General features: G+C 69.4%; 14 protein-coding genes. 8 read left to right on the forward strand and 6 right to left on the reverse strand.

The window, feature by feature from the left end:
- Positions 1-4: 4 nt before the first annotated feature.
- Positions 5-1225, reverse strand: coding sequence for a GNAT family N-acetyltransferase (locus tag ACNAW0_RS17740; RefSeq protein WP_416288987.1), 1221 nt, complete (start codon positions 1223-1225; stop codon positions 5-7).
- Between the two features lie 99 nt (positions 1226-1324).
- On the opposite strand from ACNAW0_RS17740, the gene ACNAW0_RS17745 reads away from it, so the two are divergent.
- Entirely contained in the window at positions 1325-1834 is a 510-nt protein-coding gene (locus tag ACNAW0_RS17745; protein ID WP_416288988.1) for a hypothetical protein, read from the forward strand.
- A 17-nt stretch (positions 1835-1851) separates the two neighbouring features.
- Here the strand turns inward: ACNAW0_RS17745 and ACNAW0_RS17750 are convergent, their stop codons facing one another.
- Positions 1852-4653, reverse strand: a complete 2802-nt coding sequence (locus ACNAW0_RS17750) for an Hsp70 family protein (protein WP_416288989.1) — start codon at positions 4651-4653, stop codon at positions 1852-1854.
- A gap of 221 nt (positions 4654-4874) precedes the next feature.
- On the opposite strand from ACNAW0_RS17750, the gene ACNAW0_RS17755 reads away from it, so the two are divergent.
- The 5 genes from ACNAW0_RS17755 to ACNAW0_RS17775 all read left to right on the forward strand — a co-directional run bounded on the left by ACNAW0_RS17755 (position 4875) and on the right by ACNAW0_RS17775 (position 8192).
- Positions 4875-5309: a hypothetical protein gene (locus ACNAW0_RS17755; protein WP_416288990.1), complete on the forward strand. Its 435-nt coding sequence runs from the start codon at positions 4875-4877 to the stop codon at positions 5307-5309.
- A gap of 186 nt (positions 5310-5495) precedes the next feature.
- The gene (locus ACNAW0_RS17760) at positions 5496-5906 is read left to right on the forward strand and encodes a hypothetical protein (protein WP_416288991.1); all 411 of its coding nucleotides are present in this window, start codon (positions 5496-5498) and stop codon (positions 5904-5906) included.
- 80 nt (positions 5907-5986) lie between these two features.
- Positions 5987-6928 carry an aminoglycoside phosphotransferase family protein gene (locus ACNAW0_RS17765; protein ID WP_416288992.1) on the forward strand — a complete coding sequence of 314 codons (942 nt, stop codon included), beginning with the start codon at positions 5987-5989 and terminating at the stop codon, positions 6926-6928.
- A 432-nt stretch (positions 6929-7360) separates the two neighbouring features.
- Complete coding sequence (locus tag ACNAW0_RS17770; protein WP_416288993.1) at positions 7361-7705, forward strand: hypothetical protein; 345 nt, start codon at positions 7361-7363, stop codon at positions 7703-7705.
- A 229-nt stretch (positions 7706-7934) separates the two neighbouring features.
- Entirely contained in the window at positions 7935-8192 is a 258-nt protein-coding gene (locus ACNAW0_RS17775) for a hypothetical protein (RefSeq protein ID WP_416288994.1), read from the forward strand.
- A gap of 370 nt (positions 8193-8562) precedes the next feature.
- Here ACNAW0_RS17775 and ACNAW0_RS17780 read toward each other — a convergent pair whose 3' ends face one another.
- From ACNAW0_RS17780 to ACNAW0_RS17795, 4 genes are all read right to left on the reverse strand, one after another.
- Positions 8563-8871 (reverse strand): hypothetical protein, encoded by a 309-nt coding sequence (locus ACNAW0_RS17780; RefSeq protein ID WP_416288995.1) that lies wholly within the window; start codon positions 8869-8871, stop codon positions 8563-8565.
- A gap of 447 nt (positions 8872-9318) precedes the next feature.
- Entirely contained in the window at positions 9319-9501 is a 183-nt protein-coding gene (locus tag ACNAW0_RS17785; protein WP_416288996.1) for a hypothetical protein, read from the reverse strand.
- Between the two features lie 298 nt (positions 9502-9799).
- Complete coding sequence (locus tag ACNAW0_RS17790) at positions 9800-10234, reverse strand: VOC family protein (protein WP_416288997.1); 435 nt, start codon at positions 10232-10234, stop codon at positions 9800-9802.
- 106 nt (positions 10235-10340) lie between these two features.
- Positions 10341-10847: a nucleoside deaminase gene (locus ACNAW0_RS17795; RefSeq protein ID WP_416288998.1), complete on the reverse strand. Its 507-nt coding sequence runs from the start codon at positions 10845-10847 to the stop codon at positions 10341-10343.
- A 217-nt stretch (positions 10848-11064) separates the two neighbouring features.
- On the opposite strand from ACNAW0_RS17795, the gene ACNAW0_RS17800 reads away from it, so the two are divergent.
- Both ACNAW0_RS17800 and ACNAW0_RS17805 read left to right on the forward strand, forming a co-directional pair.
- A complete protein-coding gene (locus ACNAW0_RS17800) occupies positions 11065-11181 on the forward strand; it encodes an integrase (RefSeq protein ID WP_416288999.1) in 117 nt (38 codons plus the stop codon).
- Between the two features lie 520 nt (positions 11182-11701).
- Positions 11702-12277 (forward strand): hypothetical protein, encoded by a 576-nt coding sequence (locus tag ACNAW0_RS17805; protein WP_416289000.1) that lies wholly within the window; start codon positions 11702-11704, stop codon positions 12275-12277.
- Positions 12278-12318 lie beyond the last annotated feature (41 nt).

Consider the following 12318-nt stretch of genomic DNA (forward strand, 5'->3'; position numbering starts at 1 on the left):
GGCCTCAGAAGACCTCCATCGGGGCCGGAGCGCGGTGCCAACCGAAGGCCGGGCCAGCCGCCGCCACCGCCTCCGGTACGAGTTCCCGGACCCGACCGGCGGCGGCGAGCGCCCCCAGCCCGGCCCCGCCCAGGTAGAGCTCGCCGAGGGCGCGTACGTCGCAGGCGAGCTGAGCCGGTGCCGTGGTGGCGGTGCACTCTGCCCCGGACGGCCCGCCGACCAGCCGCCACCGGCCGGCGTTCTCCGGCAGCAGCTCGTCGGTGACCTCGATCACCACGTCGACGTCGGTGGCGTACCGGCGGGCGGCCAGCGCGGCCGGGACGTCCACGAGGCGTACCCAGAGGGCGTCGGAGAGTTCGGCCCCGAGCTTGCACGGCTCGTTCACCAGCCACAGCAGCGGCTCGTCCACGGCGGCCCGGTCGAAGGACAGCCGCCGGGTCAGGTCGATCGACAGCAGCAGCCGCCACAGCGCCAGGTACCCGGCCGGGTCAGCGGCGACCACCTCGTCGACCCGGACCTCGCCGCGCGGGCCGCCCCGGTCCCACTCCTCCTTCGTCCGGTAGAGCGCGTACCCGTCGAGGCCGGCGGGCCCCTCGTGCAGCAGCACCCGGCGCTCGGTGGCGCCGCCCCGCAGGTCCTTGACGTCGGCCAGCACGTACGCCCACCACCGCTCGTCCCGCCTCGACCAGCCGGGACGGTCGGCGCGGACCCGGTCGTACAGCCGGGCGAGCTCGGCCTGGTGCGCGGCCGGCCGGTCCAGGCGGAGCGGACCCTCGGCGGACGCCGGGTCCGGCAGCCGCAGCTCGGTGGTGTCGCACCGGAGAGCCAACCGCTGCGCGGCCAGGCCGTAGCCGAACCGGGGATAGATCCGGCCCTCGCTGGCCCACAGCACCGCGATCGGCTCGCGGCCGGCGTCGCGGACCTCGCGGAGCTGCCGGCGCATCAGCCCGGTGAGCAGGCCCCGGCGGCGGTGGGTCGGGGCGACGCCGACCATCGTCACGTGCGCCGCGGGCACGCTGGTGCCCGGCGCCGTCAGCTCGCGGCTGAACGCGCCGGCGTGCGCCACTGCGGTCCCGCCGTCGCGGACCAGCAGGCCGCGCTCCGGCTCGAAGACGTTCCGCTCGACGTCCAGCAGCTCCGGATCGAGGTTGCCGTGGAAGGCGAGGCCCAACAGCCCGGCGATCTCGTCGAAGTCCTCGGCCCGGGGTAACAACGCGTTCATCATCGGATGTGTCTAACCCATCGCCTTCGGGGTCGGCGACCGATTTGCCGGCTCGCTACCCTCGGAACCGTGGCCGGCGTCGGTCGAGGGGGAGGACACGAGATGGCGGACCAGACACAGCCGTGGGCCGAGCGCACCGTGGAGGTGCCACCGCAGCGGGACGAGTTCCGGCGCGGTGTGGCCGCCGTGGGCCAGCGACGTACGCCCCGGACCGAGCAGTTCACCACCGTCGGCTCGGCCGACTGGTCCGATGGCGCCGCCCCGCGCCGCTCGATGAGCTGGCACCTGGCGCGGCTGCGCCGGGGCAGGGGGTGGAGCACCACGGGTGGTTTCTTCGCCTTCGTCTGCTGGGCCATCTGGGCGATTTCCGGCCGGGGCAACCTGACCATCCCGGTGCTCATCTTCGGGCTCACCCTGCTCACGGCCGCCGGCGTCTTCACGGTCGCCCGCCTGCTCGGCCGGCTGGTCTGGGAGCGGCAGCTGGGCCGGGTACGCCGCACCGCCCGCGGCTCGCACCTGGTGACCGCGCTCTTCCTGGCCGCGGTGGGCGTCGCCTACCTGCAGCAGACCGCGTGGGTGGTGGCGGCCTGGAACTGGATCACCAGCCACTGAGCCGTGGCCGCGGGCGATCAGGCGACGAAGTGGTACAGCACGAACTCCTTGGCCGACCCGCAGGCGATCACCTCGGTGTTCCACGAGCAGGACTCGCCGCGTACGTCCTTGAGGTCGCCCAGCGGCACCACCTTGCCGGAGTCCGCGCCCACGCCGGCCACGCTGCGGTTGTCCGCACTGCTGCTCAGCGGGTCGGCGAAGAGCAGCAGGTTGCCGGCGTCCACCCGGACGGCCACCCCGTCCTCGTCGAGCACCCGCCGGCCGTCCGGCCCGAACAGAACCGCCGCCGGCTTCGGGTACGTCCGCCGGGCCAGCACCCGCGCGCCGACCGGCACCAGCTGATCCATGCCCGGCGCCGCCCAGTGCCGCGCGTCCTTCCCCTCGGTCGCGGCCACCACCGTCGCGGTCTTCTCGTCGGCGTTCGCCACCTCCAGCAGGCAGACCCGGTGCTCGCCGCACGGCACCAGCTGCTTGGCCCGGTGCCGGTCGTCCGGGAACCGGTAGAGCACGCTCGGCTTCGTCAGGCTCCCCAGGTCGTACGCGAGCAGCAGCTTGTCGTCCACCACGTACAGCCGGTCCTCGTGGGCGGCGACCAGGTCGTCCGGCCTGGCCACGTTGGTCTGCCGGCGTACCACTTTTCCGGTGGAGACGTCGATCAGCCGGACCGAGCGGTCGGCGCTGACCTGCACGAGCCGCCGGACCGGGGCCGGTCCCGGGTCGCGCGGCGCGCCGTCGACGAACCCCGGTCCGGCGAGGCCCTCCTCCGTGGTCACCGGGTACACGCTGGTCCGCGAGTTGCCGTACTCGTCGGTCGGGTCCGAGCGGGACCACCGCTCGCCGCCGGTGCGCAGGTCGAGGCCGACCAGCCGCTTGCCGGTCCGGTCGGCGAGGACCACCACCTCGGCGCCGGCGAAGAGTTCGTCGTCCTCATGCACCGGGTACTGCCATCGGCGGTCGTCGGAGCCGGCGTCGAGCACCTCGAGCCGCCGGGTACCGCTCCCCGAGGCGTCGCCGAGGAGCCCCACCGCGCCGGGCAGCGCGACGAGTCCGCGCCAGCGGTCGGCGGCGTCGCCGCTCTTCCGCTGCCACAGCTCCCGGCCGGTGGCCGTCTCCACGGCGATCACCGCCAGCCGATGGTCGTCGCGTGGGTAGGCCAGGTAGGTCCGGTCGCCCGCGATCGCGGTGAACATGTCGCTCGGCCGCTGCTCGCCCACCGGCACCCGGGTTCCCTTGCCCAGCGGCTGGAAGTCCAGCTCGGGATGCCGGTCGCGGGTCAGGTAGAGGACCGCCGCGGTGGCCACCCCGGCGAGGGCCGCCACTGCGGCGAGCGAGATCCACAGCGCCGGTCGCCGCCGGCCGCCGCGAGCCGGTGCGGCCGGCGACCCCGGCCTCCCCGAGCCGGGTACGCCCGGCCGTCCCGCCTGCGGTACGCCCGGCCACGGTCCCGCCTGCCGGGGAATCCCCGCGTCGGCGGGCGGTGGCGTGCCGGTGCCGAGTGGCAGCGTGCTGGCGGGTTCGGTCGGGGCGGGGCCCGTGCCGGCGGGCGGTGGTGCCCCCGGAGCGAGTGGCATCGTGCCGGCCGGGCCGACACCGGGCCGGGCAGCCGCGAGGCCCGCATCCGGTGTGCCCGGCCCGGCCCCGATGTGGGCCAGCGGCAGCGGGGCGGCGGCCGCCGGGTTCCGGCGTAGCGGCAGGTCGGTCAGCGCGCCCTCGGCGACCGGCAGTTCCGGCTGCTCGAGCACGGTGGGCGCGATGCCCAGCTCGGCGTGGAGCAGCCGCGCCACGAGTGGGATCCGGGACGACCCGCCGACCAGGAACAGCCCGGCCAGCCGCTCCGGGGTCAGCCCGGCGGCGAGGACCACCCGCCGCGTCTCGGCGACCGCCCGGCGCAGCAACGGCGTCGCGACCCGCTCCAGTTCCTCCCGGGCCAGCGGTACGGCGGTCTCGATTCCCGGCACGGTCACCGGCGCCAGGGTGCTGCGGGACAGCATCTCCTTCGCGCCCCGCACGTTCTCGGCGAGCTGTAGCCGGTCCCGCCACTGGGTGGCGTTGGCCGGCTCAACGAGCCGTGCCCACTGTGCCGGGTGGGCGGCGCTGATCCGCTCGCCGAGCAGCGCCAGCAGGGCGGCGTCGAGGTCGAGCCCGCCCAGATCGTCCAGGCCGCCGCAGGAGACGACGGTGAAGCCCGAGTCGCCCCACGGGTCGGCGCCCTCGTTGCAGACCACCGCGACGTCCAGCGTCCCACCGCCGAAGTCGAAGACCGCCACGGAGTCGCCGACCGGAACCGGCCGGCGCAGCACCTCCGTGTAGTAGCGCGCGGCGGCCACCGGCTCGCGCAGCAGCCGCGTTCCCGGCGGGGTGGGGCCGGACATGGTGTGCTCGGCCGCCTGCGGCCAGCCGGCCAACGCGAGTGCGTCGGCCAGCACCTGCCGGCGCCCGGCGTCCCAGGTCGCCGGGCAGGTGACCACCGCCGGCGGGAGGAACCCGACCGCGCCCACCGCCGCCTCGCCGACCCCGCGCAGGACCGCGGCCAGCAGTTCCGCCGGGGTGCGTCGCCGGTCGCCGAGCGCGACGTCGGGTTCGTCGACGCGGCGCTTCGGGTTCGGCTCGTACCGGTCCGGGGCGGCCTGCGCCAACCGCTGGGCGTCCCGGCCGACGTGCAGGCGGCCCTCGGCGTCGGCGTACACACCGGAGGGAAGGATCGGCTGCCCGTCCACGAGCAACGGCCGGGTACGCCCGTCCGGCCAGCGCAGCACCGCGACCGTGTTCGAGGTGCCGAGATCGATACCAAGGGCGAAGCCGTCCTGCTGGCCTGACATCCGTCGCTACCTCCACCCGACGAGGGGATGTCCGGCCCCGCATCGTACGCAGCCTTCGCCGTCCGATGATCTCCGGCGAGTGGGTGGCGGTGCGTACCGGCATTCGCGGCCGCCGCCGTTCACGGCCAGGACAGGCGCTCCCAACTGTCGGATCGGGTCACTCCGGGATCTGGTGATCGAGTGGTTCACTGTCGCGCATGACGTGGCGAAGGACTTGCTCGGTGGCGGTCACCGTGGCGGTCATCCTGGCGGTGGTCGCCGTCGTTGCCTGGCGGTGGTGGCACAACCATCCGCCGTACGGTCCGGAAGCGCTGGCCGTCAAGTCCTCGCTCAGTTTCGTCAGCAACGACGAGGCTCAGGCCGCGCTCGGTGACAAGGCGCATGCCCCGTTCGCCTCCGGACGCGACCAGTTGGTCCTCGGCCGGGTCTCCTGGCACTTCGGGGACAACGAGTGGCAGAGCAACGGCAACAGACTCAGCGGGGCAGACGAGAAGGCTTCGCCGCTCACCTTCGTCGCGCTCTTTCCGTACCTGGAGGAGCCGGATTGGGAGCTGATGGTGGCCACCGCGCCGGTTGCGATGTCCGACCTGCTGTTGGCCCTGGTCTACATGGGGCCCGACGAGCAGGTGTACTGGGCGCAGCGGCTCCAAGGGTAGGGAGCGGTTCTCTGAGGAGGGTCGGGGTTCGGGGCGGAGCCAAAACCACGTTTGGTCAGGGCCCGCCCGTGGTTAGGGTGTACGGCCATGGAGAAATGGGGAGCCAGCCTCTATGGACAGCCCTGCCGGGGTTGCGGCTTCGACTGGAGGCTGACCCCGGCAGAAGCCGTAGCTGTGGTCCGGGCTATGCCCGATGCATACGTCAAGCGGCTAGCTGATGGGACCGGCCAGGAGAGACACCCCGATCTGGCCTGGACGAGCGCGGCGTACGTCAGCCATGTCACTGACAACCTGCGTACCTGGGCCGAACGCCTTGCAGGCGGCTATCTGGCAGGAGTCTGCGACGTGCCAGGTTACGAGGTCGACCTTCTATCCGAGGCACGCCACTACAACGAGATCTCGCTGGCGGGCGCCTTATGGTCCCTGCGCTGGGCCGTTGATGCATGGGCGGAAGCCGTGGAATCAGCACTCACCTGCGGTGTGGTGCTGCAACACGCCACCCGGGGCGCTCAGCGAGCCGAGGACGTGGCACGCAACAACGCCCACGACGCCCACCACCACTTGTGGGATGTCGAGCGCATCCTCACTGTTGGTTAGAACCGGAAGCGTCCTCTGGTTCCGTCCGAGGAGGCTGATAGCCCCTCCCTGAATTTCCCTTATCAGACAAGGACGTATCGGTGAGCAACACACCGCATCTCGGTCCCCTTCCCCAACGCATCGCCGTCGATGCGGAACTGGTGCGTCGGCTTGTCACCGACCAGTTCCCCCAGTGGGCCCACCTCCCAGTTCAGCCGGTAGCCAACGGCGGCTGGGACAACTGGACCTTCCACCTCGGCTCCGGGATGTCGGTGCGTCTGCCCAGCGCAGCCGAGTACGCCTTGGCGGTCGACAAGGAGCACCGGTGGCTGCCGGAACTCGCTCCCCGGCTCTCGCTGCCCATCCCCGTCCCACTGGCGAAAGGGGAACCCGGCGAGGGCTACCCCTACTCGTGGTCGATCTACTCATGGCTCGACGGCGAGCCTGCGAGCGCGGACCGCATCGCCGACCCCGGCCGATTCGCGCTCGACCTGGCCGAATTCCTGGCGGCCTTGCAGAGCGTCGACACCACTGACGGGCCCCTCCCCGGGCAGCACAACTGGTACCGGGGCGGCACGCTGCGCACCTACGACGGGGAAGCCCAGCGCGCGCTCACGGCGCTGGACGGCCACGTCGACGTCGACCTGGCCCGTGAGATCTGGAAGAACGCACTGGACGCATCCTGGGACGGAGCGCAGACCTGGTTCCACGGTGACGTCGCCCAGGGAAATCTCCTGCTCAACGACGGGGAGTTGGCCGCTGTCATCGACTTTGGGACGTGCGGCGTCGGCGATCCGGCCTGTGACCTGGCAATCGCATGGACATTGCTGACCGCCGACGGCCGGCAGGCGTTCCGGGAGCGACTGTCCGTCGATGATGCGACATGGGCGCGCGGGCGCGGCTGGGCACTCTGGAAGACGCTCGTCACTTGCGCCCATACCTTGGGCGATGCCGATGACTCGGCCGCGATCACACTGCGCGTCCTCGGTGAGATCTTCGCCGAATACGTGGCAGACAGCCGGCGGCAGCAGTACCAGGTTTGATCATGCCGTGACGTGTCGCGAACCGTTCTATCTCTCGACTGAAAATGGCCGCCGGTCTGCCCCCATCCGCCACCAGCGAGCGCGACCGTGAGATCGCCCGGGCGATGGACCGCCGCATCGCCGGAGATGGCCGACCCCGACCGTGAATGGCACGCGGACGGCACGCAAGATCCAACATGGGGGAGAGGCGGAAGGCCCAGGTGCCGCGATCATGCGAGCCACCTGGGCCTTCGTGCATGGAGCGGGCGACGGGAATCGAACCCGCACCGTCAGTTTGGAAGCGCGATCAACCGGTCGTCATCCCCGAAATGCCTGCGGCCGGCGGTAGAGCAGAGTGCCCCTCCTGCCCGTTCATGACCGCTGCACGCCACGGCTACTGGCCCGTGGATGGCCCGTCACGGCAGTCACACCCGCTTCGGGGAGGATGGCCCCATGCCGACGATGGTTGTTGAGATCCATGTCCCGGGGGTGGCGGCTCCCGGGCTCGCAGAACACGAGTACCAGTTCCCATGGATCGACGATGTGCAGGACTTCCTCGACGACCTGGATGAGCAGGGCGACGTTCAGGAGTTCGACGACGGCGAAGAGTATGGGGACGTCTACATCTTCTTCATCACAGGCACCAGTGAGGAGGCTTTGCTTGCGGTGGCCTCAGAGGTGGCAGCTCTCGACCGGGTGCCCGCCGGTGCGTTCGCAATGGTCACCAACGACGAAGCGGAGGAGTTCGGGATGGGACGACGCGTAGACCTTCCAGTGTCCCCAGCCTCCGTCGGCTAGAACCCCTAACCTTCTGATCCGTAGGAGCGTCCCGCATCCGCCGTTACCCGCCTCGCCTCCCCGCTGGCTCGTGGCCGGCGGCGTTCATCTGGTGCCGGCTGTTGGCGTCGTGCTGGGGTCAGGCTGGGGTCAGAAACTGGCAGCTTGGGACCCGTACCGAGGTAGACGAGGCCAGGCTCGTGGCGCTGGTCAGCTCTGACCGGAGTGGCCCGGGTAGCACGCTAATGGCATGCTGCCGAGCATGGCGCGCGGGTTCGAAGAGGACGAGGGTTGGTGGGCTGTTGGCCTTCATCTCTTCGTCATCTGTGCTTTCGCTGGTGTGGCCATCTGGTTGGCCGACGTCGTGCTCGCGGTTCCTTTAGTGAAGTCGTACCTGCCGCTCGTTGTTGGTTCCTTGGTGGGCGTTACGCTTGGTAATCAGACGTTCCACGGGCTGCGTGATCGTTACCTCCGTCGTCAGCGGTCATCACAGGTCGACGAACCGTAGCTGGCAGCCTCGCGCCGTGACCTCCGCCTTGCAAAGATCAAGATTGCTGTCGGCCGACGCCGATGGCTGCCGTTGACCTGCTCGTCCTGTCGGATTCCGTCCGCCTTAGACCGAGTACGTCGGTCGGCTTGGCTGTACGGATGGCTGTACAGCCACACGGTTTAGGAAGTGTGGACACGGATGGAAGCTGCTCGGCAATGAGCTGGCTTCACCTGCGTCGCCATGCTGGCCGCCACGCCCGAAGCTGACCGCAGTTGACCGTCATCGCCCATCTCAACGGGCACGCAACGGGCACGCGGACCGGTTCCAGGTCGTTCCGCTCTGCTGACCGGCCCGGCACAACCACCGCAGGCTGGTCGCACCGATGCGGCTACCAGTACGTCAGGCGGAACACGTCTCGGGCAACCAGGCCGCCCGGCGGCCGGAACGGGTCGTAGCCGTCGCGGACGTACTCCGCTCGCTGATGGGAGCGGAGAACAAGACGATGGCCGGCGAATATCAGGATGAAGCCAACGGCAGCCATCGGCGCCGCCGCCTGTGGGGGCATCAGCTGTACACCCGCCGCCCGGAACGGCCACGGAAAAACAGCCAAGAGGATCGCCAACCGGTAGAGCCAGATGCCCGCACGGTAGGTGAAAAGCTGCCGGCACGCCTCGAACTCGCTGCTGTCGATTGACACCGCGTTAGGTTAGTCCGCGCTCGGCTCTCATCGCTGGCCCTGCCGTCGCCGCTGTCCTTGTCGGTATCCCTCGGCGCTGCCGGTTAACCGCTCCTCTGCCCGAGCCCATCTCCGCCGTGAGTCCGCACATCGGGGACCAGGTCTGTTCGGCTTCGCCCGGACTCACAGTGGAGGTGGGCGGCCCCATCTCTGTCGAAGATCCCGCCGGAGGCATCGGTCTTGGGTCCTGGCGCAGTCTGCAACTATCGGCCGGCCGATAGTAGGCCGAGCGCGGCCGGCGCGGCCCGCTTGCGGGCCGCCTTGATCCTTAAGAGGGCAATTCGGCAGTGCGGCCGTTCAGAACTTGTCCGGTCCCGGCATATGCTTGGCACTCGCGTCCCACCAGATGCTTACATGTCCGCTGAGACAGGCTGGAGCGGCTAACGGTCGGTGACGGTGGGCGTGCCCTCACCGCGCGGATGGTTCGCACGACGCGAGGGTACCGTCGGGCTGTCCGCGGACGGCCACGGCGTTACGGGCCCGGCGGGCCCGGCGGGCGCTGGTGAGTAGGCGCTCCCTGTCGGCCTCGGCGATCAACTCGCGGCGACGATCGTTCGCCAGAGCCAGCATCGTGTCCGGGAGCATCAACATGGCTTGTCTCCTTGTCAACCGTTGATGGATCAATCGTCGGTTGACAAGGGTGATGCCACATCGGAAGCGCTTACCTATCTTCACTGCTCGGCGGGGTTTAGCGGAGTGCGCGGGCCGCCTAGGCATACCTAGTGCCCTGGAACCTTCAAGGGCATCCGGCAGTAGCGGTCACCGGATGCGGGGGCTTCGGGGGCAAGGGGTGGTTCTGGATCAGGACCGTTGGCGCGCTGCGGGACGGCGACCCTCGCGGTGGTGAACTGCACCAGTCGACTCGCGAAGGTGCCACGTTCGCGGCCACTCAGGCGAGACAGAACTCGTTGCCCTCGATGTCCTGCATCACGAGGCACGACTCGTTGTCGCCATCGGCGCGCAGTAGTCGCACGCGTACCGCGCCGAGCGCGACCAGTCGTGCGCATTCGGCCTCAAGTGCGGCCAGGCGCTCCTCACCCACGAGCCCGGTGCCGACCCGCACGTCAAGATGCAGCCGATTCTTGACGACCTTGCCTTCGGGAACGCGCTGGAAGTACAGTCGCGGACCCACACCTGAGGGATCACTGCAGGCGAACGCTGAACCCTGACGCTCAGGCGGCAGCGTGCGATTGAAATCGCCCCAAGTAGCAACCCCCTCCGGTGGCGGCGGTACGACGTACCCCAACACCTCGCACCAGAAGCGAGCGACGCGCTCAGGATCTGCGCAGTCGAAGGTGACTTGGATCTGCTTGACCGATGCCATCGGCCCACCATAGAGGTGGGGTCTTTCGTGGTCTCCACGGGTCCGCCCGGGGCAAGGTGATGGCGCAGGGGACCGGATCAAGCATGTGATGGGACAAGACAGGGCGTCAGAACTTGGGCTCGACCGGCGAGGGCAGCATGCCGGCCCATTTGCGTAGTACGTCGACGGCTTGGTCCCGGAGGGCTCGTTCGGCGACCTCTTCACGCAGTGAGCGGCGCTCGGCCGGTTGGGCGGCCTCGCGGTAGAGCTGGAGGTCTTCGAAGCCGTAGGTGGCTACGTCGTGGCTGCTGGCTCCGAAGATCAGGCGGGGGATGCGTGCCCAGTAGCAGGCCATGAGGCACATGGGGCAGGGCTCGCTGCTGGCGTACATGACGGCGTCTTCGAACAGGTGCCGCCCTAGCTTGCTGCCGGCGTCGCGCAGGGCCATGACCTCGGCGTGTGCTGTTGGGTCTCGCAGCTCGATAACGCTGCTGGTGCCTTGACCGACGATTGTTCCCGATATGACGACGATGGCGCCGAACGGGGTTTTCCCTTCGTCTTCCAGCGCGCGCCGCGAGATCTCGATTTCCCTTGCGAGGAACAGTTCATCTTGCGTGTCTAGTTGTGATGTCATGGTTTTCCTCCTTGCCGCCCTGGTCGCCTGTTGCCGCTTGATGTGCGCTTGAGCCAGGGCTTGAGTGGGGTGACGAACCGCAGTTCGGTCCGGTCGGCTGGGTACTCGGCGTCTGAGATTTCGACGATTCTCTGACCTGCGGCACACCGGCAACACCCTCGCCGCAGCCTCTGGCGCGAGCACTCGCGAGCTGATGCAGCGAATGGGGCACGCGAGCATGCGTGCGGCGTTGATCTACCAGCACGCGACCAGCGAGCGGGACCGGGAGATCGCCTCGGCCATGGACCGGCGGATCGCCAAGCAGGCCCGGCGCAAAGGCGGCCAGAGCAGCTAATGGCCCACGGATGGCCCGCAAGATCAGAGCGGGGGAGTGGACGGCCGGCCCAGGATCGGGGGATGAAGCCCTTGACCTGGGCCGGAGGCCATTGGAGCGGGCGACGGGAATCGAACCCGCACCGTCAGTTTGGAAGGACGAAGATCATCGCCCCGGGATGCCCGATACGCCTGCTCGCGGCAGGAGAGTGGGCCACAGTTCGTGCCCGCCCGTGCCCCTTCGGAACACCGGCTACTGGCACGTGGCTGGCACATCTGATCCGTAGGAGCGTCCCGCACCCGTCGTCACCCGCTTCGCCTCCCCGTTGGCTCGGGGCCGCCGTTCATCCGGTGGTGGCGTCGTGCTGGGGTCAGGCTGGGGTCGGAGGCTGTCAGCTGACACCCGTCTGTATCGGGCGCTGGCGCGCCACGGTTACTGGCCCGTGGATGGCCCCCGCGTCGGTACGAGCGTTTTACCTGCCCATCGGATAACTTGCCCTATGCCCAGACCCTATTCTGACGCCCATGTCGTCGAGCATGCAGTGATCGACCTGGACGAGCACAATCACCAGCCGGCGGAATCGGGTACCACCACTCCTGACCGCCTCACGGCCAGACAGAAGATGGTCCTGCGGCTCGTCGCTGCGTTCCTGGTCGGCGTTGTGCTTGGTGGCTTTGGTGTCAGCCAGCTGCGAGACGCGCGTGATCAGCGGGAGCGGAACGCTGTGGTTGCACTCGTGGCCTTACCTCAGTCGACCAACTCGGGGGGCTCGTCCGCCTCGCAGGGATCGGTCCAACTGTCCGGGAATTTGATGTTGATCAACGCCGGCCCTGTGCCGATCACGGTTCGTGGGGTTCAAGCAGAGAGGCCGGGCGTCGTGATAAACAGCATCGGACAACCCCGGCTGTTACCCCCTGGCAGCACCGGTCAGCTCGTGGTCGAGCTGCGGTTCGAGTGCTCGACCGCATTCCAGCCAGAGCCGTTGCCGCTACGGTTGTTTGCCGAGACCGATGACAAGCAAGTCAGAGAAATCCGCTACCCCGTCGCCCTCGCAGGAAGCGACTGGGAGCGCGATGCTCTGAGCCTGTGCGAGCATAGCCACGAGGCCAAGCGCTGAAGCGGATCTCCTCGTCGGGCAGTCGTAGACCGTCCAGCCTC

Source organism: Micromonospora sp. SL1-18, from assembly GCF_047921505.1.
In the GTDB taxonomy this organism is placed as follows: Bacteria; Actinomycetota; Actinomycetes; order Mycobacteriales; family Micromonosporaceae; genus Micromonospora.

Bases quoted from the DNA above. Each gene is read 5' to 3' on its own strand.
- ACNAW0_RS17740 (WP_416288987.1), bottom strand. From the start codon at position 1,225: ATGATGAACGCGTTGTTACCCCGGGCCGAGGACTTCGACGAGATCGCC.
- ACNAW0_RS17745 (WP_416288988.1), top strand. From the start codon at position 1,325: ATGGCGGACCAGACACAGCCGTGGGCCGAGCGCACCGTGGAGGTGCCA.
- ACNAW0_RS17750 (WP_416288989.1), bottom strand. From the start codon at position 4,653: ATGTCAGGCCAGCAGGACGGCTTCGCCCTTGGTATCGATCTCGGCACC.
- ACNAW0_RS17760 (WP_416288991.1), top strand. From the start codon at position 5,496: ATGCCCGATGCATACGTCAAGCGGCTAGCTGATGGGACCGGCCAGGAG.
- ACNAW0_RS17770 (WP_416288993.1), top strand. From the start codon at position 7,361: ATGCCGACGATGGTTGTTGAGATCCATGTCCCGGGGGTGGCGGCTCCC.
- ACNAW0_RS17775 (WP_416288994.1), top strand. From the start codon at position 7,935: ATGCTGCCGAGCATGGCGCGCGGGTTCGAAGAGGACGAGGGTTGGTGG.
- ACNAW0_RS17785 (WP_416288996.1), bottom strand. From the start codon at position 9,501: ATGTTGATGCTCCCGGACACGATGCTGGCTCTGGCGAACGATCGTCGC.
- ACNAW0_RS17790 (WP_416288997.1), bottom strand. From the start codon at position 10,234: ATGGCATCGGTCAAGCAGATCCAAGTCACCTTCGACTGCGCAGATCCT.
- ACNAW0_RS17795 (WP_416288998.1), bottom strand. From the start codon at position 10,847: ATGACATCACAACTAGACACGCAAGATGAACTGTTCCTCGCAAGGGAA.
- ACNAW0_RS17800 (WP_416288999.1), top strand. From the start codon at position 11,065: ATGCGTGCGGCGTTGATCTACCAGCACGCGACCAGCGAGCGGGACCGG.